The sequence below is a fragment of the Streptomyces sp. NBC_01591 genome (genome assembly GCF_035918155.1).
GTDB lineage: Bacteria > Actinomycetota > Actinomycetes > Streptomycetales > Streptomycetaceae > Streptomyces.
In genome coordinates, this window is the sequence record NZ_CP109327.1 from 581,574 (window position 1) to 608,016 (window position 26,443).

Consider the following 26,443-nt stretch of genomic DNA (forward strand, 5'->3'; position numbering starts at 1 on the left):
AAGCCCAAGGTTAGGGTCCGTCCGGTCTGTTGAGAGCGAGGCCCGTCCCGGCGAGGAATCCGCTGAGGATGCTGTGCCGGTACTGCGGCGCCTTGAGCCGCCTGCGGAGCAGAGTCTCCAGCTCGCTGAGGGTGCGGGCGGCCAGGTTGGCCAGGCTCCGCTTGATATGCGCCCACAGGCCCTCGACCGGGTTGAGGTCGGGCGCATACCCAGCTGGTCCCGCTGGACGAGGAAGGGGCGGCGGGCGATGCGGGCGAGAGGCATCTGGCGGCCTGGACCGGCATCTGCGCGCCTGCGGACCTGAAGGGCGATCTCAGCATGCTGTCCCTGCGGGAGGCGGGGGGCGACCGAGGAGTTGCTGACGACCCGTCTCGGTGCCGACACCGGCCGGGTGCTCTGCCTGTACAAACAGGCAGACGAGGCCGGCTTCACTGGGCCGGGCCGAGTGGGTTGGTTGTGTTCGGGTGCTAGGCTGAGGCTTCCTTCAACAACTTCTGGAAGGCTGGCGTGGCCACCAACTCGGCGTTCGCCGGGTTGTCCAGCGCCGCCCGGAACTCAGGCGTGTCCAGCACCTCTTCGAACGCCTCGTCCACTCGGTGGTCCTTCCAGATCTGCTGAACGGTCAGTTCGGGATAGGAGCTGACGAAGATCCCCGCGGGCTCCTGGTGGGCGACGAACCAGTCCTTCACCCCCGGATCGGCGATGCCCGGGAACCCTTCGCTGTGCGAGAAGATCCTGTCGAAGTGGGCCCCGACTACCGTCCTGGCGAAGTCGTCGATGTAGGTGTCCCAGGAGCCGTCGAAGACGCTGGCGAACATGAACCGGGTGTCGTTGTCGAAGATCACGTGCCGTGCGTCGTGCAGGGTGCCGATCTGGTGCAGCGCCGCACGGTTGTCCGCGTCATCCGACCCGCTGGCGAGCGTGGCGAGATCCTCACGCAGTGCATCCGCGTGGCCGGCTTGATCTTGGTAAAGACGGTGAACTCGCCACACACCCCATCCGTCCTGCCCGGGCGCTCGGGCTGAGCTGGCTGGTTTGCACCTGTCGTCGCAGTCATCGTGAGATTCTCCTGCCACGGATCGATGCGAGGGTCGCCAAGCGCCAGAATCATGGGGCGACATCGCCCTCACACATCAATCCTCACCACGGATGCGCCGCCTCGCACCCCCACCCTGGGTGATGTGGTGCCACCGCATCCAACGACGTCGCCCTCGGGCTGTCCGGCCGGGGCCCGGCGCCTTCCGACGCCCCGTACACCGCCGCCGCGGCGGACTTCGAGGCCCACCGCATCCGCTCGCCGACGCGGGGCGCGAGCAGCGCGGCCGTGGTGCGCGGCGGCGCGATCGCCCTGGACATCGCGTACACCGGGGCTCTCCTGGTCACGGCGGCGCGGATCGCGCTCGGGGCGCCCGTACCCGTGGACGCGGCGCGGACCGGCCGGGCCTGTTCTGGTACAAAGGGCAGCCTGCGCTCTCGCTCTACGCACGCCGCCTGCAGGCCATCTCACGCCGCATCGGTGTACTTCCAGAACGCCGTCCAAATCGCGCTGGCCCTGGCGGCCGGTCGGCTGATCGTGGGCGCGCTCGACCTGTCCCACGGCCTGTGGGCGCTGCTGGCGGCGTGGGATCGAGGCGGCCGGGCGGTGGCTGCGCGAGTCGGGGAACGGTGTGCTGCGGGTGCCGTACACGCTCGTCACGCCGGAGGACTGGGGTGGGGTCGGCGGGTATCCGCTCGGGCAGTGGATCGCCGACCAGCGCCGCGCCTACACGGCCGGGACGCCGACGGCGGGCGGGTGGCCGAGCTGGAGCAGCTCGGGATGGTGTGGTCCGAGCAGGAGGCGGCATGGGCGGACGGGGTGGCCGTCGCCGAGGAGTACGCCGCGGTGCACGGGCACTTCCTCCCTCCGACCACCGCGGTGTGGGAGGGGCACCCCATTGGGGTCTGGGCGAAGAACTCGAGGGCCGCGGCTCGTAGGGCGCGGGAGAACGAGGAGCTGCGCGAGGCCGGCCGTCCCGTCCCCTCGGCCGCCGGGGCGATGACTGAGGCGCGGCGGGACGAGCTGACGCGATCGATCCGGGGTGGTGCCCGGTATGGGACACCGGGTGGCAGCGCTGCTACCGCCTCGTCCAGAACCACGTCCAGGCCGGCGGAACACTCCCCACGGCCGCGGGCGTGGTCGTCGTCCAGGGCGAGAACCTCGGACGGTGGGTGAGTGCGCAGCGGTACGGGTGGGAACAGCTCCTGCCCGTACAGCAGTGGATCCTGGAAAACACCCTCGAGATCACACCGGCCGAGGAAGACGAGCGGCCGGTGAAGCGGACGCAGGACACCATGTGGGCCCTCAACCTCGCGGCGGCACGGCAGTACCACGCCCGTGAAGGGCACCTGCGGGTACCGCGCAAGCATGCTGAGCACCTGGAGACGGAGAACGGGCTGGGAGACCGTCAGGCCGGTACTGACGGGCTCGTGGTGGTCAAGCTCGGCACATGGCTCGACAACGTCCGCAAGCGCGCCGCGAAACTCCCCGAGCAGCGCCGTGCGGACCTCGATCAGCTTGGTATGCGCTGGTAGATCGAGCGCGGCAGTGAACGTCCCCTGGCCCCCGCCCCAAGGCTGGCGCAAGCCCCTGGAAGCGAAGTGGGAGGGCAGGGACGTCCGACCGCTGCAACGCCATGGACCCGACCATGCTCCCTGTTCCAAGCTGGCCGCCTTCGACGGCGGTCGGGGGACGCGGGGCGCCCGGACAGCATCCCGCCGGGCCGGACAGCAGTCCCCTGGGCGACTCTCTGTACGAAATCCTGTGCCCCTGCCCCGCGCTCGCCCCGTTACCTTTTCTGTGGCCCCGAAATGGGGCGCCTGGCCCCCGGGTCCGGTATGGCTGTGTGCCCCCTGTCGAAGTCGATGACCTGGGGGGTGTTGCCGCCGGGCTTCGGGGCACCGCTTGACCGCTGATGAGGGGCCTGACGACTGCCTGGTCCGGTGCAACGCCGGACCTCTTCACGGGCGGGATGTCTGCGTAACGTGGTTGCCGGCGTGTGGTGCCGCAGGGACGGCCGGGACGGATGCGAAAGGCACGACCGAAGAGGGGCATCGCGCATGGCCGACACCGTCATCGATATCTCCGGCATAGGTCTGTTCCTCGGCCTGGACCTGGGCAAGGAGTTCCACCACGCCCGCGGCCTGACCGGGCAGGGCAAGACCGTCCACGACAAGAAGCTGCCCAACACCGAGGCCCGCCTGCGGGAGTTGTTCGACAAGCTCAGGGCCAAGTTCGGCACCGTCCTGGTGATCGTGGACCAGGTCGCCAACATCGGCGCGCTGCCACTGACCGTGGCCCGCGCGACCGGCTGCCGGGTCGCTTACCTGCCGGGACTCTCGATGCGCCGGGCCGCCGACCTCTACCCGGGCGAAGCCAAGACCGACGCCCGCGACGCCTTCGTCATCGCCGACACCGCCCGGACCATGCCGCACACCCTGCGCGCGGTGGACCGCGACGACGAGAAGCTGGCCGAGCTGACCATGCTCACCGGCTACGACAACGACCTGGCCGGCGAGGTCAACCGCACCTCCAACCGGCTGCGCGGCCTGCTCTCCCAGATCCATCCCACCCTGGAGCGGGTGGTCGGCCCCCGGCTGGGCTACCCCTACATCCTGGCCCTCCTTGAACGGCACGGCTCCCCGGCCAGGCTGAAGAAACTGGGCCACGCCCGCTGCGAGGCCCTGCTCAAGGCGCACGGCTCGCGCAAGGCCCACCACCTCACCGCGGAGATCTTCGACGCGCTTGCCGAGCAGACCGTCATCGTGCCCGGCACCGAGGCCAGCGCGCTGATCGTGCCCGGACTTGCCGCCCAGCTCGCCGCCGCCCACACCCAGCGCCGCCAGGCCGAGCAGGAGATCGCCGCCCTGCTGGAGGCCCTCCCTCTTTTCCACCTCCTGACCTCCATGCCCGGCATGGGCGTCAGGACCACCGCCGCCGTGATCGTCGCCATCGGCGACGGCACCACCTTCCCCACCGCAGGACACCTCGCCTCCTACGCCGGACTCGCCCCCGCCACCAAGTCCTCGGGCACCTCCATCCGTGGCGAGCACGCACCCCACCGCGGCAACCGACTCCTCAAACGCGCCCTCTTCCAGGCCGCGTTCGCCGCGATCGGCTGCAAATCCGACCGCTCCTCCCGCACCTACTACGACCGTCAACGCGCACGCGGCAAGACCCACACCCAAGCGATCCTCCGCCTGGCCCGCCAACGTGTGAACGTCATCCACGCAATGATCCGCACCGGGGCCCTCTACGAACCACGAACCCCCGGCGACATCGGCCTCGCGGCCTGACAGCACCACCGCCCCTCCCTTCCTGACCCCATCACGCGCGCACCGGCACGGCCACCCCCGCCGTGCCGGCCACCGGGCTGCCCATCAGGCACCCGATCCGCCGGGAACGTCCCGCTTCGCGGGACGTTCCCAAAAACCAGCACCAACTCCCACGAACCGACCCTGACAGGGTTGACGAAACAGATAGGGGCACCCCCCTGTCTCCGAGACTGGAGTTCCAGTAGATCCTGGTCCCTACCCGTGCAGGAAGCACGGGAGTTGACGGAGGTGATGACCGAACGCGGACGTGCACGCGTCATCCACTGCGACCTGCCCGGCGATGAATGCGCAGAAGGTGACCTTGCGGAAGACGACGTCGTCGAGCATCACGTGCGCAACAGAAACACCCGCAGAGCCACCCTCCTGCTCATCGGAGCCCTCACGGACCTTGGCTTCGGCGACCTGGACAACGACTGACACGACCCCGTGATCGTCACCGGCTTCACCGCAATCGCCCACACCCACAAGCTCGGGCTCACACCCGGCCAGAAGACTGCCCCCGGCCCTCGGACGGGGGCCGGGGGCCGTACGGCGGCTACTTGCACTTCTCATCGATCTTGTACTGGAGTGCCCGCGGGTAGTCGTGCCGGCTGAGCCGGACCCGGGCCAGGATCGGGGCGCGGTTGATGTCATTGCCCGGATCGGCGATGTCGAGCAGCAGTGACTCCAGCTGGGTGTGGGTGGTGAGCTCCCGCCCGTGCATCCGGTCCTTCTCCGAGCCGAAGACCTCCGCGAGCTTCTCGTACTGCCACGAGTGCAGCACGTTGTAGAAGTCGGCCCCGTCGGACGGCTTCTCCTTGTAGTAGCAGGGGCTGACCAGCATTTGCTCGATGCCGTAGAAGCCCTCGTTGTCCAGGACGAAGACCACCGGCCGCAGGTGGTGGCGCACATGCGTGGACAGCTCCTGGCAGATCTCCTGGAACGAGCCGTCCCCGACGAACACCAGCGGCCGCTTGAGCGGCTGCTGGCGGCCCAGCGCCACCCCGGTGGCCGCGCCGACCGAGTAGCCGATGGACAGCCAACTGTTCTGCGCCACGAAGCTCGCCCGCTCCGCCATCCGCAGATTCATCGAGCCCAGCAGTGCGAACGCTGCGTCCGAGACCACCGTGAACGGCGAGGTGGCCTCCGGGCCGTCGCCCTGCGACTGGCTCAGCAGAAAGGCGTTCATGTGCTGGAAGAACCCGTCGTACGTGAGCTCCTCGGGGTAGTCCGTGCCGCTCAGGCCGGTCAGGAAGGCGATCGTGCTCGTCGGGACCTGCCGGTCCTTGGCATGTGCCAGCGCGAAGAGGTCGGTCTCGAACGCCCGCTTGCCGAAAGCGACACCCAGCGCGTCCCGCAGCGCCGGGACGAACCGCGCCAGCTGGACGTCCGGGAAGTACTGCGCGCCGACGCTGACGCCCTCGCGGGCGGCCACGATCCAGTCGTCGCCGATCGACTTCTCGCCACCGAGATTCTTCGACGTCGACCAGGTGCCCAGGCCGATCCGGCACCCGGCGGCCATGAATGCCTTGCGCACCTCCGGCAGGCTCGCCTTGCCGTTGTAGACGCCCGTGAAGCCCGGGGTGTTCTCGGAGACCACGGACTTCGCGCCTACGGTGGTGCAGAACGGGATGCCGGTCAGCTGCACCAGCGAGACCAGTTCCCGCTCCAGCCGATTGCGCTCGATCTCCTCGCCCGCCCACAGCACCGGCGTGCCGAGCCGTTCGACCAGCTTCACCGAGGCCTCCACCGCCTTGGCGAGCATTTCCTCGTGCTTCTTGGTGAACGGTCGTTCCTGGCGACGGAGTTCGCCCTGCGGTGCGGCGCACGGGGCATTCCAGAGGTCGTCCATCACCTCCAGGTAGACCGGCCTGCGCTCGGTCAGGCCGGCGGTGATCGCGCTGTCGATCTGCGAGGGCGCGAGCCCGGGGTTGGAGATCACCTGCGCGTCCACCGTGACCTGCCGGTAGACCTCCAGATTGCTCTCCCGGCGCTGGCTCATGTGCGAGGTGAGCAGACCAACCGCCTGGTAGTTGAGCCACTGCTCGTACGACGGCGCCGCGTTGATCGCGATCACCGGCACGTATTCGACGTACGCGCCGCCGATCGGGTTGAGCAGGCTGAAAGCGCCCACACCATAGGTGACCGCGACGGCAGCGACGCCCTGCTCGCCCTTGGCGAGGTCGGCGTCGGCGGCTCGCACCCGGGCGTAGGCGTCGGCGGCGTAGCCGCCACCGATCTCGGTCGGGGTGCCGACCCAGCGCACCCCGGTGGTGGCGTGCATGATCGTCAGGAAGGGGCCGAGGTGGTCGCCCGGCACCCCGAACAGGTACCGGATGCCCAACTGCTCCAGTCTGGTGGCCAGGTAACGGCCCACCGTCCATTCGTCGTTGCTGTTCATCTGCTCAGTACCTCCGCTCTGCGTGCGCGGCCGGTCCGCGCCTCGGGCCGGATCTCCGGTTTGGCGCGGGGCGGTGGCGCGGGTGCCTCGTGCACGGCGATCGCCGCGCGGACAGCGGTCTCCACAGCGCCCTCGATCCAGGCGTGCTTGAGCGAGACGTGCTCGCCGGCGAAGTGCACCGGGCCCTCCGGCTTGACCACGTCGAGGTGGAAGCTGGTCATCTGGTGCGGGGTGTACACCGCCGCCTCGCCGAAAGCGTACGGGTCGCGCAGCCAGCTCTGGGTCTGGCCGTAGCCGGTGTAGAACACCTCGATCCGCCGGCCGTGCACCGACTGGAGGTTGCGCAGCGCGTACACGTACCGCTCGGCGTCGGCCATCGAGTCCCAGCGCACCGCGTCGTCCGACCAGCTGTAGCTGGCCAGCACCACGCCGCCGCCGTCGCTGTCGGGCACCGGGTGCGAGGGGTAGTACATGAAGCGGTTCGGGTTGTCGGTGGTCGAACCGCCGCCGAAGCAGTTGGTGGCGGGGCGCACGCTCGCCCGGCGCAGCGGGGTGTGCCGGAAGACCTCGAACTGCTCCTGGCTGATCCGGCTGGAGTCCACGCTCCGGTGGGCGCCGAGCAGCACCCTCGGTGGATTGAGCGGCGGCCGGTGCCCGTTGTGCGCGGCCGAAGCAACCGTCGCGGCCGCCTCGGCGTCCTCCTCGCCGACCCGCTGGTAGTACTCGTACAGGCCGGGTTCGATGGAGTCGAGCTCGTCCTTCCAGTCCGCCTCGGTGAACTCCCACCACCGGCGGGAGAACTCCAGCAGCACCTTGGTGGCCTGGTCGTAGTGCGTCTCGATGATCGCCCGGCGCTTCTTGTACGAGTACGGGGGCGAGACCTGGACGAACCGCAGCGCGGAGAACGGGACGGTGACGATCGCGAAGTCACCCTTCCAGACCGTCGGTTCGGCCTCTGGGTCGTCCTCGGGCACGGTGTGAACGGCGACCTGCGGTCCGTTCGGTCCGACGTCCTCGCCGGCCTCGCCGTCGCGGCGCGGGTCCCAGTACTCCATCCGGATCATCCGCTCGCCCATTTCGAGCTCCTCCTGGAGCTCCATGGCGAGGGCGTAGGGCAGCTGCCAGCTGCCGCCCTCGATCTCCCAGTAGGTGGCGTCCGGGTTGATGTCGCTGCGGCCCAGGAAGGTGTGGAAAAAGGACAGGTGCAGTCGCGAGGTCATGTTCTCGATCGTGCCGATCGCCTCGATGGCCTCATCGCTGAAGCCCGCGTACTCGCGCAGGAAACGGCCCATCGAGTAGCCGTCGAAGTCGCGGATCACCCGGGCCCAGCCGTCCAGCCAGTCGGCGAACGGCTTGCGCACCCGCTTGCCGTTCTCGATGTACGAGTAGTAGTCGCGGACCGGCTCCAGCGCCTGGTTGACCATCTCGGCGGCGGTGATCCGCACCTCGTCGCCGGTGAGGTGAAAGTCCTCGTTGACGCTGCTGGGGTCGGCGGCGTACTCGCTGCGGCGGGCCTGGATCCGGTTGGTGCGGATCCAGCTGTTGAAGCGCTTGACCGGCTCGCGGAAGTCCGGGCTGTCCTCGCCGTACTTCCAGACCTTGCCGTCCTCGAAGGACTCGTAGACCACCGGCGGGACGGGCGTGTTCTGGTTGCCGGTGTCGGGATCGACGTCGACGTTGTAGAACAGCTGCCGTTTCAGGCCTAGGCTGTCGACCAGGGCCAGGGTGAGAGGGTGGAAGCTGGGCAGGCGCATCGCCCCGGCCTCCCCGTACTGCTCCGGGTCGCAGAACGGGCCGTCCTGCTCGTCGTCGGTCGAGCGGAAGGTCTTGATCCGCCCGCCGACCCGGTTGGCATTGGCCTCCAGGATGGTGACGTTGTGCCCGGCGTCCTTGAGCAGCTTCCCGACAACCAGACCGGCGATCCCGGCGCCGACGATCAGCACGTCCTTGGGCTCGTCGGTCTCCGGGATGCCCTCCTTGATCAGGACGTCGAGGTAGCGCAGCTTCAGGTCCTTGTCGTCCGGACCGACCAGCAGCAGCTCGCGGGCCAGCTGCTGGCAGGTCCGCCGGCGGGCGCGGTCGTTGACCGTGCCCTCGATGGTGGGGTTCTCGTTCATGGCTTCTCCTCGCCGCTCAGGAGCCGGCCGGCTTGTTGGGGAGGTCCTCGCCCTCGGCGAGCAGCCGCAGCGTGCTGATCGAGGGGGTGAAGGCGTAGAGCGCGCCCGTGGTGCGGACGAAGCGCTTCATGTCGATCGTGCCGAGGGTGCCGTCCGCGAGTTCGACCGAGGCCTTGCCTGCGAGGCCGGTGACCTTGTCGAAGCCGTTGGCGACCACCTGGTCGGACCGGCTTTCCCCGGGGGTGAACGTGTCGTCGTTGGACCAGTGCCGCTGGACCAGTTCGAACTGCTCTTCCAGCGAGGTGCCGTAGCAGACGAACATCAGCCCGCGGTCCTTGCCGTCGTCCGGGCCGCCTTTGAACTCAGGGCCGTACGGAATGCCGCGGCGCATCAGGCGGTGGCTCATCGGCTTTTTGTCGACGATTCCGGCGAAGACGCGCGGATGGGTGCGGCGGATATGCGCGGCCCAGGGGGTGTGCCGGCCGATGGGGTCGTTCGCGTAGTCGAAGTCGTTCCGGTCCGAGCCGAGGCCGGTCACGGCGCTGCACGGCGGGGCGAGCGGTGTGCCGTCCTTGGCCCGGCCGACCAGACAAGCACCGAGCCGGTTGGCGTCCATGTTCCCGGTGAAGTTCTTGACGCCGTCCACCACGGCCTTGTTCCAGCCGGCGACATCCTGGCGAAGGCGGCGCACCACCTGGAGGGAGCCGTTCTTCATCCACGCCGGCGCCTTCCGGTCGCCCTGTTCGCTCTTGTAACCGAAGACGAACTCGCCGGGTTCGATCAGCTCGGTCCCGGCGTGGTTGTCGCGGAAGCCCTTGCGGCCGGCATCCTCGCGGTGGAAGTCCTTGACGCCGGGCTGGGAGATGCCGTCCTTGTAGCCGAAGTGCTCGTGACCCTTCAGATCGCCCTTCAGGGTGCGGCCCTCGTCCACATGGACGCGCGTGATCTGGTGGGTCTGCTCGACCGTGTCGAGGTTCTTCAGCTTCTCCTTCAGCAGCGCCTCGGTGTCCGCGGCGACGATGAGGACCGCGTGCACGACCTTGTCGCCGCTGCTGGCCCCGAACAACCAGGTCCTCGGGTCGCTCTCGCCGGTGTCCCCGAGATCCTTGGCCCGTGCGGCCGCGCCCGCGCAGAACGACGTGAAGGCGCTGAGGTCCTTCTTGATCTGATCGGGCTTGTTGGCGATCATCATGAGGCCCTCGAAGGTGAGGGAGACCCCGCAGCGGACGGTGGTGATCGACGGGTCGCGGCCGAAGGCCCGGCGGGCCAGCGAGTACTGCTCGTTGAAGTCCTCCGTCTCGTTGGTTGTGGCGACGGTGTTGAGGATCGCGGAGAGCCAGCCGCGGCCCTTGGCGGCGTCCGGGAAGCGCAGGTAGCGGAAGTCCATGAAGTCCTTGTTGAACGCGGCCAGGATGTTGCCCTGGATATCGGTGGACCCGCGCAGCTCCGGCTGGGGCAGCTGCTCGATGGACGGAACGGCGGTGGGACGGGTGGGGGTCGTGGTCACGGTGGGGCTCCTCGCGTGGGGTGGAGGGCGGCGACGGATTCGTAAGGGGTGACACAATCACCATAAATCACAAAGAGTGATTATTTAGCTACTCACAGTAGGTAAACCGTTGCCGTGAGCCCTGTCAAACGGAGGCCGGCCCCTCGACGGGTCACATGGCGTCGCCGGACGGAGCGTCCCCGCGCAGGCGCGGACGGGCGAGCGCGAAGGAGAGACCGCCGACCCGCGAGGACCACCAGCGCAGTGAGTGGCACCAGGTAGTCGTCGCACCAGGCGGCGTCCGGGGTATGCCCCAGCAGATGTTGACTATGGCCGCCAGGCCGTACGCCAAGGCGCCGAGGTTCACCGGCAGCCCCCAGCGGCCGAGCCGGTACGCGCCGGAGGGGGCGGGCCGCGCAGCCGGGCCCGCAGGGCGGCCGGCACCACCATCCGGAAAGCCGGGCAGATGGGCCTTGACCCAAGGCCGGGTGGTTAGGGCTCGTAAAGAATCAACACGTTGCTTCACGGTCTCCCTGTCGTTGGTGTGGTATGCGCATACCGAGTGAGGTTCGTGACCAACTTGCCCTGAGATTCGGAGTGTTGTTCCCTCATCTGAATGAGCGGCAGCAGCGGCTGGCGCTGGCCGCCGAGGCCCGGCTGCTGGGGCACGGTGGGGTCCGGGCCGTCGCGCGTGCCGCAGGGGTGAGCGAGACGACGGTGCGGAAGGGTGTCTTCGAGTTGGAGGGCGGTGAGGACCCACTGCCCGATGGCCGGGTCCGCCGGGACGGCGGCGGTCGCAAGAGCGCCGAGAAGCTTGACCGGCTGCTCGTTCCGGCGTTGCTGGCGCTGGTCGAGCCGGATGAGCGGGGGGATCCGATGTCGCCGCTGCGGTGGACGACCAAGTCGCTGCGGTCTCTGGCCGGGGAGCTGACGCGGCAGGGCCATACCGCGTCGGCGCCGACCGTGGGCAGGCTGCTGCGGGAGAACGGTTTCAGTCTGCAGGCCAATGCCAAGACCCTTGAGGGCGCTCAGCACCCCGACCGGGACGCGCAGTTCCGGTACATCAACGACCAGGTCAAGGACCATCAGGCGGAGGGCGAGCCGGTGGTCAGTGTGGACACGAAAAAGAAGGAAGTCGTCGGGGATTTCAAGAATGCGGGACGTCAATGGCGGCCGGCCGGTGAACCCGTGCGGGTTGACGTCCATGACTTCCCCAGCGATGCACTGGGCAAGGCCCTGCCTTATGGCATCTACGATCTGGCGGCGGACACCGGCTGGGTGAATGTCGGTACGGATCACGACACCGCAGCCTTCGCGGTCGAATCGATCCGCCGTTGGTGGAACGGGCAAGGACGCCTCGACTACCCGCAGGCCAGACGTCTGTTGATCACTGCCGATGCCGGCGGCTCCAACGGCTACCGCACCCGGGCCTTCAAGACCGAGTTGGCCGCGTTCGCCGCCCGGACCGGCCTGGCCGTCACGGTCTGCCACATGCCGCCGGGCACATCGAAGTGGAACAAGGTGGAGCATCGGCTGTTCTCCGCGATCACCATGAACTGGCGCGGCAGAGCGCTGAACAGCCACGAGGTCGTCGTGCAGTCCATCGCCGCGACCACCACCCGCACCGGTCTCACCGTCCACGCCGAACTCGACACCGGCACCTATCCCACCGGTGTGAAGGTCAGCGACACCGAGCTGAACGCGGCGCCGGTCACCGGACATGCCTTCCACGGCGAATGGAACTACACCGTGCACCCCCACCCCGCCAGCCCGGCAGACCCCACCAGGCCGACGCCCGGGCCGGCGGCGGTCTTCGACCGCGGTGCCCTGTCACATCCCGCGCTGACCGGCATGACCTGCACCGCACTGGCCGAGCTGACCGAGACCCTGACCCCTGGCTGGCAGGCGCTGCAGAAACAGGACCCGGCCACCCGACGCGACGGCGGCACCCGGCGCCGGGCCCCGGGCGGCGGCCGCAAAGCCAAACTCGACCTGGCCGACCGGGTCCTGGCCACCGTGCTGCAACAAAACCTCGCTCTGCCGCCTACCGTGCTGGCCCACCTCTTCGCCGTCAGCAAGGACACCATCCGCCACACCACCAGCGAGATCCGACGACTGATGGACCAGCACGCGCACACACCCCAGCCCCCAGCAGCACACCTCAGCACCCTGGCAGGACTCCTCGTCCACGCCACCGCACACGGCGCGACCCTCACGACAGAGACCAAACCAACGTGTTGATTCTTTACGAGCCCTAACTCCAACCACCGCAGCCACACCGCGCAGACCCGAGCCCTCCATGCCTACCTCCGCTGGCGCAACGCGAACGCCCGCCACCCCGACGTGCTGGCCGCCCAACGCCGCGAACGCGCCCGTATCCGCAGCGAGAAGGGCATCCGCTGGGGCGGCCGAAGTCAGGCAGCCGCTGCCTAAAACTGCCCGCACTCCCCGGCGGCCACGCACTACGGTGGGATACATGTCCGAGCCCTCCGTGCGGGATTTCTACGACGATTTGGCCCACGACTACCACCTGATGTTCCGGGACTGGGACGCGAGCATGGCCTACCAGGCCGAGGTATTGGGCGGGCTCGTCCGCCAATCTCTCGGCGCGGGACCGCACACCGTCCTGGACTGCTCGTGTGGGATCGGTACCCAGGCCATCGGGCTGGCCCTGGCCGGGCACCAGGTCGTCGGCAGCGACCTGAGCCCGGTCGCCGCCGCGCGCGCCGGCGCCGAGGCGGCGGCCCGGGGAAGTCGGCTTCCGGCCGCTGCGGCCGACATGCGCCAACTGCCTTTTAAAGAGACGTCATTCGATGTCGTCCTCTGCGCGGACAATTCGCTCACGCACCTACTCTCCGGGCAAGATCTCCGGACGGCACTCCTCGGCATGAGACGGGTACTCCGAGACGACGGACTGCTGGTGATCACCGTCCGGTCCTATAACGAGACGCGCCAGACCAGACCCACGTCGACACCTCCCCAGGTCTCGCAAACACGCGAAGGCCAAGCGATCACCTTCCAGCTGTGGCACTGGCACGAAGACGGCGAACGCTATGACCTGGAGCACTTCCAGCTCATCCCCGCAAAGAACACCTGGCAGGTCCGAGTCCGCCGGACCACCCACTGGGCGCTGACGCCGCCGCAGCTGACAGAGTTCGTGACTGAAGCCGGCTTCACCAAAATCGCCTGGCACAGTCCGGCCTCCAGCGGGTACTACCAGCCCGTGCTCACCGCACAGCGCGCTCCCTCAGCGCAGTAGTCCAGACATCGGTTCCGCCCTGCCTAACTCTCCGTTCATCCATGGCAAACCGGTGAACGTTGCCGGTCACAGCACTAGTGTGATGCGCCAGAAAAGGTGATCTTAAGTCTGCCGCTGGTTTTCGGTGCTGGGTGGGCTGATTTTGGTGAGGTAGTCGGCGAGGGACTTGAGGATCTCGTCGGCGGTCTTGGTCCAGGTGAACGGCTTCGGGTTCTCGTTCCAGGTGTCGATCCAGGCGGTGATGTCCTTCTCCAGGGCTGTCACGGAGGTGTGGACGCCGCGGCGGATGAGTTTGTCGGTCAGCAGGCCGAACCACCGCTCGACCTGGTTCATCCAGGAAGAGCCGGTCGGGGTGAAGTGGACGTGGAAGCGGGGGTGTTTTCCCAGCCACGTCTTGATCTCGGCGGTGTTGTGGGTGGCGTAATTGTCACAGACCAGGTGGACGTCGAGTCCGGTGGGCACGGCCTTGTCGATCCGGATCAGGAACTTCTTGAACTCGATGGCGCGGTGGCGGCGGTGCAGTTCCGATATGACGGTGCCGTCGGCGATGTTGAAGGCGGCGAACAGGCTGGTGATCCCGTGCCGGTAGTAGTCGTGGGTCCGGCGTTCGGGCATGCCCGGCATCATCGGCAGTACCGGCTGCGAGCGGTCCAGTGCCTGGATCTGGCTCTTTTCATCGACGCAGAGAACCACCGCCTTCTCCGGCGGCTGGTGGTAGAGGCCGACGACGTCGACGACCTTGGCGACGAACTGCGGGTCGGTGGACAGTTTGAAGGAGTCCTGCAGGTGGGGCTTGAGGCCGAACTTCTTCCAGATCCGCCCGACGGTCGACTCCGACAGCCCGCTGTGCTTCGCCATCGAGGCACGCGACCAGTGCGTGTCCTTGCCCGGGACGGACTCCAGAGTCGCCACGAGTACGTCCTCGACCTGGTCGAGCAGGACCGAGGGCGGCCTGCCGGGGCGGGGCTCGTCCGTCAGTCCGTCCAGACGCAGGGTGATGAACCTGGAGCGCCAGCGGTTCACCGTCGCGTGGGCGATGCCGAGTTCGGCCGCGACCTCCTTGTTCGTCCCGCCCTCCGCACACCGCAGCACGATCTTCGCGCGCAGTGCCAGGAACTGCGCGGTCTTCGCCCGCCGCGCCCAGCGCGTCAGCTCCGCACGCTCGGCTTCGCTGAGCACCAGGTCCGGCTTGCGCCGGCCCGGCCGCGGCTCATCCACCAAGCCCGCCAGCCGCCGGGCCACGAACCGCGAACGCCACTTGCGCACCGTCTCCACGGACACCCCACAGCCCGCCGCCACAGCGGTACTTGACGCCCCGTCCGCACAGGCCAGGATGATCCGCGCCCGCTCCGCCACACGGGCCGGCACCCCGCCACCCGCCCAGCGCAGCAACTCCGCACGCTCCTCAGCGGACAGCACGACTTCGACAGCACGAGGGCCTCGATGCGACATAAAAACAGCCTACAGACTTAAGACCGGCTTTTCTGGCGCATCACACTAGGGCGTGTATCGAGTCGTGATCACCGGATGGTCGGGGTGAGGTCTTTGATCCAGATCATCGAGGCGCGCAGGTGGAGTCCGGCGAGGTAGCTGTCCGGGGTCTTGTCGTATCGGGTGGCGATGCCACGCCAGGCCTTGAGCTTGTTGATCTGGCGTTCGACGGTGTTCCGCTCTTTGTAGAGGTCCGCGTCGTGACTGGCGGGCCGGCCGCCCCTGCTGCCCTTCTTCTTCCGATTGGCGGCTTGGTCCTTCTTCTCCGGGATGACTGCCTTGATGTGACGTTTCCGCAGGTGGGCCCGGATACCGCGGGACGAGTAGGCCTTGTCCCCGGCGACCGCGTCCGGCCGGGTACGGGGGCGGCCGACGGGCCCGCGGACTCGTATCTTCCCCAGCACGGGGATGAACTGCGGGCTGTCGGCGGCCTGTCCCGCGGTCAGAACGAACGCCGGCGGGCGGCACTTGCGGTCGGCGGCAAGGTGGACCTTGCCGGTCTGCCCACCTCTAGAGAGCGTCCCAGGAGGGCGGCCTTCAGTCGGAGTTTTCGGCGACGCCGGATGCGTCGTCGCTCTTCCCGCTCGGGATCGTTTTCGGCGTCCTGCCCGGTTTGTTCTTCGAGGTCGCCTCCTTTGACCTGGCCTTCTCCTCCTCGGCGGCGGCCTCCTCCAGCGCGGCGACGACGTCCTGGTCCAGATGCATCCCGGCGGCGTCGTGGTGAGCCCGCGCGGTGGTGGAGTCGACGCTGACCAGGGACAGGTCCACCTCGCCCCGCTTCGCGGCCTCCGCGATCAGCCCCTCCAGCAGGGCCTCGAAGACGCCGGCGTCACGCCACTGCCGGAAGCGGTTGTGGACGGTCGACCAGGCACCGAACTCCTGCGGCATCTCCCGCCACTGCCCGCCCGTCTTGAACCGCCAGATCACCCCCTCGAACTGCTGCCGCAGCCGCTCGGGGTACGGGCCGTACTCGCCGATCGGCAGGTACAGCTCGATGAACCCCCAATCCCTGTCCGTCAGTTGCACTCGCGTCATGCAAGAACATCTACCGGTCCAGGCCCCGCCGCGAGGGCGAATCCCTCAGATTGATCACGACTCGATACATGCCCTAGCTCCAATACCGTTCAGTTAAGCCCTGCTGGGTTATCGTGGGTGCATGCCGCGTTCTGGTTGGGTGAAGCCGTCTTCTGATGTCCGGTTGTCGGATTTGGTGTCTGTGGGGTTGCTGACGCGGGTGTTTCCCGCGGACGTGGTTGACGCGGTGATCGAGGAGGCGGGGCGTACTGAGCGGCGTCACCGGTCGTTGCCTGCCCGGGTGATGGCGTACTTCTCGATGGGGATGGCGTTGTATTCGGATGGTTCCTACGAGGATGTGTTCGCGCAGCTCACGGACGGGCTGTCGTGGGCGTCGGGGTGGTCGGAGTCGTTTCCGCCGCCCTCGAAGTCGGCGATCTTCCAGGCCAGGGCTCGTCTGGGGTTCGAGCCAGTGCGGGATCTCTTCGCCCGTGTCGCGCGTCCGCTGGCGGGGCCGGACACGCCGGGGTCGTGGCTGGCCGGGCGTCGCCTGGTGGCGATCGACGGGACGTGCCTGGACGTGGCGGACACGGCGGCCAACGCGGAGTTCTTCGGGCGGCCCGCTTCCAGCAGGGGGGAGCGGTCCGCGTTTCCGCAGGCCCGCCTGGTGGCATTGGCGGAATGCGGTACTCATGCGGTCTTCGACGCTGTCACCGGCCCGTGCAGTGTGTCGGAGATCGAGTTGTCCCGGCAGCTCGTCGGGCGACTTGAGCCGGGCCAGCTGGTCCTGGCCGACCGGGGCTTTTACGGGTTCCGCCTCTGGCAGCAGTCCGCAGCCACGGGCGCGGATCTGCTCTGGCGAGTGAAGACGAACCTGAGGCCCCGGTATCTGGAAACCCTGGCCGACGGGTCGTGGCTGGCCAGGATCGTCCCGACGTCGGGCCCGAACCGGGCCACGACGGATCCACTCACGGTCAGAGTGATCGACTACACGGTCGATGACGGCCGGGACAACCCCGAGGAATACCGTCTGCTGACCACGATCCTCGACCCGGCCGAGGCCGGCGCCGAGGACCTCGCAGCCGCCTACGTCCAACGGTGGGAAATCGAGACCACCTTCGACGAACTGAAAACCCACCAGCGCGGGCCCCGCGCGGTACTGCGCTCGAAAGCCCCCGAGCTCGTCCAGCAAGAAATCTGGGGACACCTGTGCTGCCACTACGCCATCCGCACCCTGATGGCCGACACCGCCGCACACGCCGGCCACGACCCCGACAGAGTCTCCTTCGTCAAAGCCCTCCGCATCGCTCGCCGTTCAGTCGCGCAGAGCGCATTTCCCCCCTCCGAGCACTGACACGGCCGACACGATCTGGCATCACGCCATCCGATGGCTCACCCAACACCTCAACCCACCACGCCGAAAGCGCACACACCCACGAGTCGTCAAACGCAAGATCCTGAAATGGGCCGCGAAACGCTCCCACCACACACACTCGCCCCAACCCAAACACAACCCCCACATCACCATCCAAATCCACTAACTGAACGGTATTGGCCCTAGCTCCGTCCAGTACTCACGGCCGCTGGTGACAGGCCGTTACGGACAGTCCAGAAGGATGCCACCCGGTGGATGCCCATCGTGCCGTGAGGAACTCGACCTCGGAAACGACTTCGTTCCCGGACGACAGGACACGAAGGATCTTGATCAACCACCCTTCCGGATATTCCGCGTTGATACGTACGAAGTTCTCCCGGCCATGGATACGTTCACCGCTGACCGGCCATTCCACAACTACATCTTCCGCCAGCAGTTCGCCGACGCCTGCCCAGTCCCGGGCCTGCATGCGGTCCTAAAGCATCTGAATGGTGTTTGAAGGTTCCATAACCACATCCTGCATGGCACCACCGACAGTGGCCCTGGTCTCCCGCAACGCACCGCCATCGGTTCCGGGAGGACAGCCGCTGGCGGTCAGCCGACCTTGGCGGTTTCCTCGGCTCGGGCCCGATACGGCCTCTGGGTGCCTGCACTGGCGGTTACATAGGGCACAGTGGCGGAGTGGCAGCTCCTACCGCCCGGAGCTGCTGCGTTGTCGATGTTGCGTTGTGGAGAGCACTGATGGACCGGACCATGTATGCCGAGAGCTTCGTCGAGCACCGTGACGGTGAGACGTCGGAGACGCTGCGGTGGCTTCCTGAAATGTACAGGGCCGCCGCGGCGCGGCTGGAAAAACTGGAGCGGGAGGCAGAGCAGAGGTATCCGGGGGTCTTCGAGCGCCTGGACACGGAACGCGTGGCAGCCGGGGCCACTGTCCCCTCGTGGTGCTGGCTGCCGGTGGCCCGGGTTCAAGAGGTACTGGCGCACCACTACACCAGTCACGGGACGGGCGTCGAAGGCGCCTCCCCTACAGCACAGAGGTCCGTCGATGCCGCGCGGCTGGCGTCGATCGGGGCGTGGCGGGCCGCAGGGCGGCACATGGTCCACCCGGACGACGACCTCATCCCCTGGCCGCACGAGGCAGAGTGCGAAGGGGGCGACGAAATGCCTGTCGACCTGCCCGGACGATGGCCGCTCTCCGGCCTGTACGTGGTCTTTCTGTCCCCGAACCCGGCCGTCCAGGCCGAGGGAGGCTTCTTGCACCTGGAGTGGGACGAGCGGGAGCAGCGGGCCGCATTGCGCATCGCACCCGACAGGGAGCCGATTGCCGGCCTGGAGCGGCTGGATGCCCAGCCGCTCCACCTGGTGGGCGACACGATCCTTGAGGCGGCCCGCAAGACTGTGCGCGCTGTCCCGTCGGACACGGTCCTTGCTACGTCCTCGGGCAGTGACCTGGATTGGTCAGCGATGCTACTGGCCGGCCAGAACCGGTTCTGGGTACGGGCAGCTGACAGGCTGACCTCGCCACAGGTCAACTTCGTGGACGCGGCACAGGCCCTGGGGCGCGCCCCAGGGGCCCTGTGGCCCCCCGAGCAGCCGGATGCGAAAGGCAGGGCGCCTTTGCTGTGGCTGGCGATGCCCGCAAACGCGTGATGATTTCCCGGAAACTGTATCCATACCGAACCGATCACCGATCTGAAATCCGTTCGATCCTCATGCTCGATGATCGGTATGGATACAGCTTCTGACCGGCGGGGGCCTGCCGGGCGGGGGTGTGGGGGCCGGCCGCGGTGGCGGTGGCCAGGCCGACGGCAACCGAGGAACTGTGGCCGCCCGGGCCTGATGGCCGCCATGCTTGAGGCGTTCGCCGAGGCACGGCCGCTGATCGAGGGCATCAAGGCGGTAGGCGACCCGATCGAGGTCCTGCCCGTCGCCTTCCACGCGCTGTGGCACGGGCAGCTGGGCGTGGCGCTGGATGCTCCGTTACACGAACGGGTCCTGGTCCGCTCCCCCACGGCCCCTCGGCGTGCGGGCGGCCCGGCTGATCGCCGGGCCGCCGCCGTCCATGACTGGAGGTCTTGACGCTCTGCGCTTCGATCACGCAGCCCGACGGTTTGAGGTTCCCCCGCAGCGCGGGAGTGGCTGACTAGCTGGTCAGAGCGGGTTGACGTGGTTTCAGGTTCACTTGTTCGGTCGCTGCCGGGGCGGCGTAGTACTTCTCCTCGAACTCGATCGGGCTGAGGTAGCCCAGTCGTTTCTGGATGCGGCGGGGGTTGTAGAAGCCGTCGATGTACTCGAAGAGCGCGAGGTTCGCTTCGGCTCTGGTGGCGAAGACGCGGCCGCGGATGCACTCGGTCTTGATGACCATCCACAGGTTCTCCGCCAGGGCATTGTCGAACGAGTCGCCGACCGAGCCCATGGACGCCTGGATACCGGCCCTGACCAGGCGTGTTGTGAGCTTCACGGACGTGTATTGACAGCCGTGGTCGGCGTGGTGAATGAGCTCACCGGGGGCGACCTCGCGGCTGGCCAGGGCATACTCCAGCGAGGTGAGGACCAGGTCGGCGTCCGCGCGGGCGGAGGTCTCCCAGGCGACCACCCGGCGGGAGAACGCGTCGCGGATCGCGGACAGCCACAACGGCCCCTCCCCGGTGGAGATCATGGTCAAGTCGGTAACCCACAGCCGGTTCGGCCCATTCGCGGTGAAGTCGCGTTGCACCAGGTCAGGGGCCAGATCGGCGTCCGGGTCACGGCGAGTGAAACCCGTGCCCCGGCGGGGGCTGATCCCGGCCAGGCCGGCCTCCCGCATGAGCCGCTCGACGCGCTTCCTGCCGACGTGGACGCCCTCACGCTTGAGGACGGCGTGCACGCGAGGTGAGCCATAGATCCCGCCGGACTCGTCGTGGACCTGCTGGATCCTGCCCGTCAGCTCGGCGTCCCGGCGGCGCCGTTCGCACGGTTCCTTCTCGGCCTGGCGCCACCGGTAGTAGGTGGAGGAAGGGATGTTCAGTTCCCGGAGTACGGGCTCGACCCCCAGATGCGGGTGCTCGTCAACGAGCGCCGTCACCTGGGCCGGGTCGGGTCGAGCTGGGCCGCGAAAAAGCCGAGGCCGTCCGCAGGACCTCATTCGCACGCTTGAGCTGGGCATTCTCCTTGCGCAGGGCGGCAAGCTCCTCACGCTCGGCGGTGGTGAGCAGGTCGTCGCGTTCGCCGGCGTCGGCCTCGGCCTGGCGGATCCAGTTGCGCAGGGCCTCGTGGTGCACGCCGAGTTCCTCGGCCATGCGGCGGATCACGGGCTTCGGCTCGGCGGTCCGGTACATCCGGACCGCACGCTCACGCAACTCCAGCGGGTACTTTCTCGGCGCAGGCATCGTCTGGGCTCCTCTCATGAGACCCATCTGACCTTCTGTCACCCATCCCCGCATCTCGGGGGAACCTCAGTTCGGCGTCCTGCCCTTCCTTCTGCCGCAAGAGCTGCCTGAGCAGGCCGTTGAGCTGGGCGAACACTCCTTCCTTCGTCCACTTCGCGAAGTATCCGCAGACCGTTTCCCAGGGCGGGAAGTCGTGCGGAAGGTAGCGCCACTGCACGCCGGTGCGGTCCACATACAAGATCGCGTCCATGATGTCGCACAGGTCGTGCCCGGGTGGCCGGCCGAAATCCAGGGCCCTGCCCCGGCGCTCGAATCGCCAGGCGGCAAGGACCGGCTCGATCAACTCCCAGCGAGCATCGGACAGATCACTCGGGTACGGACGTCGCGCAGGCATGCTCCTGGCGTACCGCTCCGGACCGAGTGCGCCCCGGCGCACGGCAACGGCGACGGAAGCCCCCCGTTATGTTTTTCGCGGTCCTGCAAGAGGGCCGCTGGCCTCCGGGCCCGGCATGACTGTGTCCCCCTGTCGAACGGATGACCTGGGGGGGGTGGTGTCACCGGGCCCGGGAGGTGCCGTCGGAGACGCTGATGAGAGGTCCGGCCACCGCCCGGTCCGGCGCAATGCCGGACAGCTCGCGGGCGGCAGGTCTGCATAACGTGGATGCGCGCGTACGACACCGACGCCGAGGCCGGCACGTTCAACTCCCCTGGAAGGGAACAATGTTCGAAACCGAAGACGTGGGCGTGTTCCTCGGCCTGGACGTCGGCAAGACGGCCCATCACGGCCACGGGCTCACCCCGGCAGGCAAGAAGGTCTTCGACAAGCCCCTGCCCAACAGCGAGCCGAAACTGCGGGCCGTCTTCGACAAACTGGCCGCCAAGTTCGGCACCGTCCTGGTGATCGTGGACCAGCCCGCCTCCATCGGAGCCCTGCCCCTGGCCGTCGCCCGGGACACGGGCTGCAAGGTCGCCTACCTGCCCGGCCTGGCCATGCGCCGGATCGCCGACCTCTACCCCGGCGAGGCCAAAACGGACGCCCGCGACGCCGCCGTCATCGCGGACGCGGCCCGCACCATGCCGCACACCCTGCGAACCCTGGAACTCACCGACGAGATCACCGCCGAGCTGACCGTCCTCGCCGGCTTCGACCAGGACCTCGCGGCCGAGGCCACCCGCACCAGCAACCGGATACGCGGCCTGCTCACCCAGTTCCACCCCTCGCTGGAACGTGTCCTCGGCCCCCGTCTCGACCACCAGGCCGTCACCTGGCTGCTGGAACGCCACGGCTCGCCGGCCGCCCTACGCAAAGCCGGACGCCGCCGCCTCGTCGAGCTCGTCCGCCCCAAGGCCCCGCGCATGGCAGGACGGCTGATCGACGACGTCTTCGACGCCCTGGACGAGCAGACCGTCGTGGTCCCGGGGACCGGCACCCTCGACATCGTCCTGCCCTCCCTGGCCCGCTCGCTCGCCGCCGTCCACGAACAACGCCGGGCCCTGGAAGCCCAGATCAACACCCTGCTGGAGGCCCACCCTAATGGGCAGTGATGCGGGGCACCGCCAGGCCCACCCCGGCCCGTCGACGCCTTGAAAGAGACTGCGGGCCCCGCATCACCCTCGTGACGGTGGTCGGTGCCGGAGAAGCCGCGCACACCCCCAGGGACTTGGATCCCTTGGTCAAGAGTCGGCCTCCGGTGCCGTCCAGCGTCACGAGTCCGTACCCCACCGCATCCAGTCCGATGATCGGATCGTTGAAGTTTGTGGTCCGAGCCGCCCACAGGGGTCACCTCTCACCACGCCTGGAGCCGCCGAGCTCTGGAGCAGACCGAGGGCCCTGTGAGTCGCTGGGGTCACGAACGGCTAATCGGATGCAGGGCCATCGAGCCCTTCCATTAGGGAGACGCGTGCCCCCGCACGGCTGCGACCAGCAGGACACCCCAGACCGAGAGGACGAACACGCCACGATGACCGTCACCTGCGGAATCGACTGGGCCAGCGACCACCACGATGTCGCTCTGATCGACCACGAGGGCACCTTGTTATCCAGGGCCCGAATCAACGACGACCTCGAGGGCCTGCACCAGCTCCTCAGTCTCCTCACCGCTCACGGCGACAGCGCGAACACCCTGATTCCTGTCGCGATCGAGACCTCCCGCGGCCTCCTTGTGGCCTGCCTGCGAGCCACCGGCCGGCCCGTCTACGCGATCAACCCGATGGCCGCCGCACGCTACCGCGACCGGCATACGGTCACCCGCAAGAAGTCCGACCACCTCGACGCCATGGTGCTCGCGAACATCTTGCGCACGGACAAGGCCGCCCACCGGCCGCTGCCCGACGACAGCGAACTCGCCCGCGCTATAGCCGTCCTGGCCCGCGCTCAGCAGGACGCGGTCTGGGACCGCACCCAAGCGGGCAACAAACTCCGCTCCCACCTGCGCGAATGCTTCCCCGGCTTCCTCGCGACCTTCCAGCACAACCGCGAAGGAATCAGCAGCAACGTCGCCCGCGTCCTCCTGGCCGCGGCCCCCACACCCGAACAGGCGGCCAGGCTCACCCGCGTCCAGCTGCGCTCGCTCCTGAAAAGGGCCGGCCGCCAACGCGGCATCGAGGCGGAAGCCGAACGGCTCCGAGACGCACTGCGCATCCCGCAGATGCGCCAGCCTCCGCAGGTCGAGCAGGCCATGGGCCGCCAGGCCATCGCCCTGCTCAGACAACTTGATGCCGCCTGCACCAGTGTCGACGACCTCGCCGAAGCGACGGTGGAGTCTTTTGACACGCACCCGGACGCCGAGGTCATCACCAGCTTTCCAGGGCTCGGGGCTCTCACCGGCGCCCGGGTGCTCGCCGAGATCGGTGACGACCGATCCCGCTTCACCGACGCTAGAGGGCTCAAGGCCTTCGCCGGAGCCGCACCGGTCACCCGGGCGTCCGGCAGGAGCCTCGCGGTCATGGCCCGACGGGTCAAGAACCAGCGTCTGGCCTCGGTCGGCTATGTCTGGGCCTTCGCCAGCCTGACCGCTTCACCCGGAGCCCGGGCCCACTACGACCGGCGGCGAGCCGATGGAGACCGTCACACTGCCGCTCAGCGCAACCTCTTCAACCGCATGCTCGGCTGCCTCCACCACTGCCTTACCAAGCGAACCCGCTATGACGAGCTCGCCGCGTTCCCCGCACCGTCAACCCCACAACTCACCATCGCCGCTTGACAGATCAACTGCATCGGATGTCTCTTTCCCCGGTCCTGACCTCGATGCCCGGAGTCGGCGTCAGGACCGCCGCAGTCCTGCTGACCACCGTCGGCGACGGCACCGGCTTCCCCACCGCCGCCCACCTCGCCTCCTACGCCGGCCTCGCCCCCACCACCAAGCAGTCAGGCACATCGATCCACGGCGAACACGCACCCCGAGGAGGAAACCGGCAGCTCAAACGCGCCATGTTCCTCTCCGCCTTCGCCTGCATGAACGCCGATCCCGTCTCCCGCACCTACTACGACAAACAACGCGCCCGCGGCACGGAAGATTTCAAGTCCAGTGAGACGGTCGTGACGCTATGAGGTTTGTGGTGCGGGTTCCCTGCGTTTGGCCGGGTCGTTGATCCAGGCCGTCTGGGGTATCTCGGGTGGTCTGGGGCGGCGGCCGAAGCGTTCGGGGTGGCGGGCGTATGCCTCGGCGAGGGTGACCGCGCGCTGGTCGCGGACTTCCTCGGCGGTCCCGAAGTGGACGGAGGCTGGTGTGTGCCAGCCGATACCCGAGTGCCGGTGCTCATGGTTGTAATACGCGATGAACGCGTCGAACCACTCGCGGGCGTGGGCCAGCGAATCGAACCGTTCAGGATAATCCGACATGTACTTCGTGGTCTTGAACTGGGCCTCGCTGTAAGGGTTGTCGTTGGAGACCTTCGGCCTCGAGTGCGACCGCGTCACGCCCAGATCGATCAGTAGTTGGGAGACCTTCTTCGACGTCATCGAGGTGCCGCGGTCCGCGTGCACGGTCTGGGGCACGATGCCGTTGCGGGCGATGGTCTCGCGGATCAGCTCCTCGGCCCGCACAGCTGATTCGGCTCGCTCGACGGTGTGGCCGACGATATACCGGCTGAAGATGTCGATGATCACGTAGGCGTGATACCAGACGCCCTTGGCCGGCCCGGCCGCCTTGGTGATGTCCCAGGTGAACACCTGCGAGGGCCCGGTGGCGACCAGCTCGGGCACCGCCTTGGCGGGATGGGTGGCCTGCCGTCGGCGCTCACCGGACTGATCCTGCTCGCGCAGGATCCGGTACATCGTCGAGACGGAGCAGTGATAGCGCCCGGCATCCAGCTCGCGGGCCCAGATCTGCGCGGGCGCCAGCTCGGCGTACTCGTCGCCGTTCATCAACTCGAGTACCGCAGAACGCTCTTCGGCCGTCAGGGCCGACGGCTGCATCTGTGGGGCACGTGTTCTGCGTGGTGGTGGGGGCCGGAGCCGACGGTAATGCGTGGCGCGGGAGCGGCCGGTCAGCCGACAGGCGGCCGTGATGCCCAGCTGAACCTCGACGCTGGTGAACGCCTCGTCCACGACAGGGTCGGCGGCAGGCTTCAGTCCGCGCTCTCGGAGATCATTTCCAAGAGCGCGGAAGCTTTTCCCATCACCTCGAGTGCGGCCTTGTTCCGTGCCAGGTCCCTCTGCAACCGCTCCACCTGCTGCCGCAGCTTTTCGTTCTCCACCTCCGCGGCGGACTTCTTCGCACGGGCCGGGCTGGTCCGGCGGTCGACCAGGTTTTCCAGGGCCCCGGCATCCCGGGCGGCCCGCCACTCCTTGACATGCGAGTGGTAGAGCCGTTCCCTGCGCAGGACCGCACCCTTCTCGTTCCTGGGCGCGGCGTCGTACTCGGCGACGATTCGCAGCTTGTACTCCGAGGTGAAAGTGCGGCGCTTCGGCCTCGGCGCCGGCTCGGACCCGACGGGCTCTGTACTGGGCATAAGGGACGGTTCTCCTGTCGTGCCCTCTCAGGCTAACCCCGCAGAACGGGATGTCTCACCCAAGGCTGACAGAGAGGGGCAAGACCCACACACAGGCCCTCCTCCGCCTCGCACGCCAACGCATCAGCGTCCTGTTCGCCATGCTCCGAGACGGCACCTTCTACGAGCCCCGCGAACCCCGAACCAACACCCAGCAACCGCATGAACCCCACCCCGGCAAACCACCCCAGAACCGGCACCTTGGGGTTGACGAAGAACATAGAGGCACCCCCCGAGGACTGGACATCCTGGGATGAGACAGACACGGACCGCCTCCCGCCCCTGCTGTCACCCCACCCGGCCAACAGGCCTCAACCACACCTCCAGCCTCACCAGCACCACAGTCCCGCACTCCAAAAATCGACGGATACACTGGCATCCAAGGTGAAAACGACCTCTCAGCTTGTTCTTTATGGTCTGACCTGGTCGCGTTCGGCGATGGTCTCAGGTCGCCTGACCGTTTTACCCACGTCGTAGCGGATGGCGGGGTGCCGGTTCTTCGAGCCGATCGGCCTGCCGGGGCCGGGCCGGTTGAGTTTCGGCGCACGGGCCGGACAGGGCAGAGGCTGTCGCACGGCTCCTGCCCC

General features: G+C 67.9%; 22 protein-coding genes and 8 pseudogenes. 14 read left to right on the forward strand and 16 right to left on the reverse strand.

The genetic code is table 11. From position 1 onward, the window contains the following. Nucleotides 1–10 precede the first annotated feature (10 nt). Nucleotides 11–211, reverse strand: a pseudogene (locus OG978_RS48195) (IS630 family transposase); the annotation flags it as partial. 256 nt (nt 212–467) lie between these two features. Then, nucleotides 468–992 (reverse strand): hypothetical protein, encoded by a 525-nt coding sequence (locus tag OG978_RS02910; RefSeq protein ID WP_326763660.1) that lies wholly within the window; start codon nt 990–992, stop codon nt 468–470. A gap of 675 nt (nt 993–1,667) precedes the next feature. On the opposite strand from OG978_RS02910, the pseudogene OG978_RS02915 reads away from it, so the two are divergent. Next, nucleotides 1,668–1,718, forward strand: a pseudogene (locus tag OG978_RS02915) (hypothetical protein); the annotation flags it as partial. Between the two features lie 44 nt (nt 1,719–1,762). Here the strand turns inward: OG978_RS02915 and OG978_RS02920 are convergent. Beyond that, nucleotides 1,763–1,888 (reverse strand): hypothetical protein, encoded by a 126-nt coding sequence (locus OG978_RS02920; RefSeq protein WP_326770314.1) that lies wholly within the window; start codon nt 1,886–1,888, stop codon nt 1,763–1,765. On the opposite strand from OG978_RS02920, the gene OG978_RS02925 reads away from it, so the two are divergent. From OG978_RS02925 to OG978_RS02940, 4 genes are all read left to right on the forward strand, one after another. Further along, on the forward strand, nt 1,883–2,212 hold the full coding sequence (locus OG978_RS02925) for a hypothetical protein (protein WP_326769913.1): 330 nt from the start codon (nt 1,883–1,885) through the stop codon (nt 2,210–2,212). The two genes, OG978_RS02920 and OG978_RS02925, sit on opposite strands and share 6 nt — an antisense overlap. After that, nucleotides 2,173–2,571, forward strand: a complete 399-nt coding sequence (locus OG978_RS02930) for a helicase associated domain-containing protein (RefSeq protein WP_326763661.1) — start codon at nt 2,173–2,175, stop codon at nt 2,569–2,571. Before OG978_RS02925 ends, OG978_RS02930 begins: the two co-directional genes overlap by 40 nt. A 525-nt stretch (nt 2,572–3,096) precedes the next feature. Beyond that, entirely contained in the window at nt 3,097–4,332 is a 1,236-nt protein-coding gene (locus tag OG978_RS02935) for an IS110 family transposase (protein ID WP_326763311.1), read from the forward strand. Nucleotides 4,333–4,602: 270 nt separating this feature from the next. Next, nucleotides 4,603–4,788: a hypothetical protein gene (locus tag OG978_RS02940; protein WP_143166479.1), complete on the forward strand. Its 186-nt coding sequence runs from the start codon at nt 4,603–4,605 to the stop codon at nt 4,786–4,788. A gap of 118 nt (nt 4,789–4,906) precedes the next feature. Here the strand turns inward: OG978_RS02940 and OG978_RS02945 are convergent, their stop codons facing one another. The 4 genes from OG978_RS02945 to OG978_RS02960 all read right to left on the reverse strand — a co-directional run bounded on the left by OG978_RS02945 (nt 4,907) and on the right by OG978_RS02960 (nt 10,880). Continuing rightward, nucleotides 4,907–6,751 (reverse strand): alpha-keto acid decarboxylase family protein, encoded by a 1,845-nt coding sequence (locus OG978_RS02945; protein ID WP_326763662.1) that lies wholly within the window; start codon nt 6,749–6,751, stop codon nt 4,907–4,909. Then, entirely contained in the window at nt 6,748–8,868 is a 2,121-nt protein-coding gene (locus OG978_RS02950) for a flavin monoamine oxidase family protein (protein WP_326763663.1), read from the reverse strand. Before OG978_RS02950 ends, OG978_RS02945 begins: the two co-directional genes overlap by 4 nt. Nucleotides 8,869–8,884: 16 nt before the next feature. Then, complete coding sequence (locus OG978_RS02955; RefSeq protein WP_326763664.1) at nt 8,885–10,375, reverse strand: Dyp-type peroxidase; 1,491 nt, start codon at nt 10,373–10,375, stop codon at nt 8,885–8,887. A gap of 151 nt (nt 10,376–10,526) precedes the next feature. Continuing rightward, nucleotides 10,527–10,880: a hypothetical protein gene (locus OG978_RS02960; RefSeq protein ID WP_326763665.1), complete on the reverse strand. Its 354-nt coding sequence runs from the start codon at nt 10,878–10,880 to the stop codon at nt 10,527–10,529. 23 nt (nt 10,881–10,903) lie between these two features. On the opposite strand from OG978_RS02960, the gene OG978_RS02965 reads away from it, so the two are divergent. From OG978_RS02965 to OG978_RS02975, 3 genes and pseudogenes are all read left to right on the forward strand, one after another. Beyond that, entirely contained in the window at nt 10,904–12,595 is a 1,692-nt protein-coding gene (locus OG978_RS02965) for an ISAzo13 family transposase (RefSeq protein ID WP_326763666.1), read from the forward strand. A 3-nt stretch (nt 12,596–12,598) separates the two neighbouring features. Continuing rightward, nucleotides 12,599–12,787 (forward strand): annotated as a pseudogene (locus OG978_RS02970) (integrase); the annotation flags it as partial. Between the two features lie 43 nt (nt 12,788–12,830). Then, the gene (locus tag OG978_RS02975) at nt 12,831–13,613 is read left to right on the forward strand and encodes a class I SAM-dependent methyltransferase (RefSeq protein ID WP_326763667.1); all 783 of its coding nucleotides are present in this window, start codon (nt 12,831–12,833) and stop codon (nt 13,611–13,613) included. Nucleotides 13,614–13,715: 102 nt separating this feature from the next. On the opposite strand, the gene OG978_RS02980 is transcribed toward OG978_RS02975, so the two are convergent. Beyond that, the gene (locus tag OG978_RS02980; RefSeq protein ID WP_326763668.1) at nt 13,716–15,065 is read right to left on the reverse strand and encodes an IS630 family transposase; all 1,350 of its coding nucleotides are present in this window, start codon (nt 15,063–15,065) and stop codon (nt 13,716–13,718) included. 68 nt (nt 15,066–15,133) lie between these two features. Beyond that, nucleotides 15,134–16,139, reverse strand: a pseudogene (locus OG978_RS02985) (IS5 family transposase). 121 nt (nt 16,140–16,260) lie between these two features. Here OG978_RS02985 and OG978_RS02990 point away from each other — a divergent pair. Continuing rightward, nucleotides 16,261–17,472, forward strand: coding sequence for an IS4 family transposase (locus OG978_RS02990; RefSeq protein WP_326763669.1), 1,212 nt, complete (start codon nt 16,261–16,263; stop codon nt 17,470–17,472). 220 nt (nt 17,473–17,692) lie between these two features. Here OG978_RS02990 and OG978_RS02995 read toward each other — a convergent pair whose 3' ends face one another. Then, on the reverse strand, nt 17,693–17,962 hold the full coding sequence (locus OG978_RS02995) for a nuclear transport factor 2 family protein (protein WP_326763670.1): 270 nt from the start codon (nt 17,960–17,962) through the stop codon (nt 17,693–17,695). A 272-nt stretch (nt 17,963–18,234) separates the two neighbouring features. On the opposite strand from OG978_RS02995, the gene OG978_RS03000 reads away from it, so the two are divergent. Next, entirely contained in the window at nt 18,235–19,146 is a 912-nt protein-coding gene (locus OG978_RS03000) for a hypothetical protein (protein WP_326763671.1), read from the forward strand. Between the two features lie 198 nt (nt 19,147–19,344). Beyond that, complete coding sequence (locus tag OG978_RS03005; RefSeq protein WP_326763672.1) at nt 19,345–19,575, forward strand: hypothetical protein; 231 nt, start codon at nt 19,345–19,347, stop codon at nt 19,573–19,575. 64 nt (nt 19,576–19,639) lie between these two features. Here the strand turns inward: OG978_RS03005 and OG978_RS03010 are convergent, their stop codons facing one another. The 3 genes and pseudogenes from OG978_RS03010 to OG978_RS03020 form a co-directional block, all read right to left on the reverse strand. After that, nucleotides 19,640–20,560 (reverse strand): IS3 family transposase, encoded by a 921-nt coding sequence (locus OG978_RS03010; protein WP_326763673.1) that lies wholly within the window; start codon nt 20,558–20,560, stop codon nt 19,640–19,642. Continuing rightward, nucleotides 20,544–20,864 (reverse strand): transposase, encoded by a 321-nt coding sequence (locus tag OG978_RS03015; RefSeq protein ID WP_326763674.1) that lies wholly within the window; start codon nt 20,862–20,864, stop codon nt 20,544–20,546. Before OG978_RS03015 ends, OG978_RS03010 begins: the two co-directional genes overlap by 17 nt. Nucleotides 20,865–20,934: 70 nt before the next feature. Next, nucleotides 20,935–21,258: pseudogene (locus OG978_RS03020) on the reverse strand (transposase); the annotation flags it as partial. A 326-nt stretch (nt 21,259–21,584) separates the two neighbouring features. On the opposite strand from OG978_RS03020, the pseudogene OG978_RS03025 reads away from it, so the two are divergent. From OG978_RS03025 to OG978_RS03035, 3 genes and pseudogenes are all read left to right on the forward strand, one after another. Continuing rightward, nucleotides 21,585–22,397, forward strand: a pseudogene (locus tag OG978_RS03025) (IS110 family transposase); the annotation flags it as partial. A gap of 428 nt (nt 22,398–22,825) precedes the next feature. Next, nucleotides 22,826–24,067, forward strand: a complete 1,242-nt coding sequence (locus OG978_RS03030; protein ID WP_326769885.1) for an IS110 family transposase — start codon at nt 22,826–22,828, stop codon at nt 24,065–24,067. A 23-nt stretch (nt 24,068–24,090) separates the two neighbouring features. Then, a pseudogene (locus OG978_RS03035) lies at nt 24,091–24,372 on the forward strand (IS110 family transposase); the annotation flags it as partial. Between the two features lie 36 nt (nt 24,373–24,408). Here OG978_RS03035 and OG978_RS03040 read toward each other — a convergent pair. The 3 genes and pseudogenes from OG978_RS03040 to OG978_RS03050 form a co-directional block, all read right to left on the reverse strand. Then, a complete protein-coding gene (locus OG978_RS03040; protein WP_326763270.1) occupies nt 24,409–25,413 on the reverse strand; it encodes an IS3 family transposase in 1,005 nt (334 codons plus the stop codon). Between the two features lie 20 nt (nt 25,414–25,433). Beyond that, nucleotides 25,434–25,817 (reverse strand): hypothetical protein, encoded by a 384-nt coding sequence (locus OG978_RS03045; RefSeq protein ID WP_266726502.1) that lies wholly within the window; start codon nt 25,815–25,817, stop codon nt 25,434–25,436. A 449-nt stretch (nt 25,818–26,266) separates the two neighbouring features. After that, nucleotides 26,267–26,431 (reverse strand): annotated as a pseudogene (locus tag OG978_RS03050) (NF041680 family putative transposase); the annotation flags it as partial. Between the last annotated feature and the right edge of the window lie 12 nt (nt 26,432–26,443).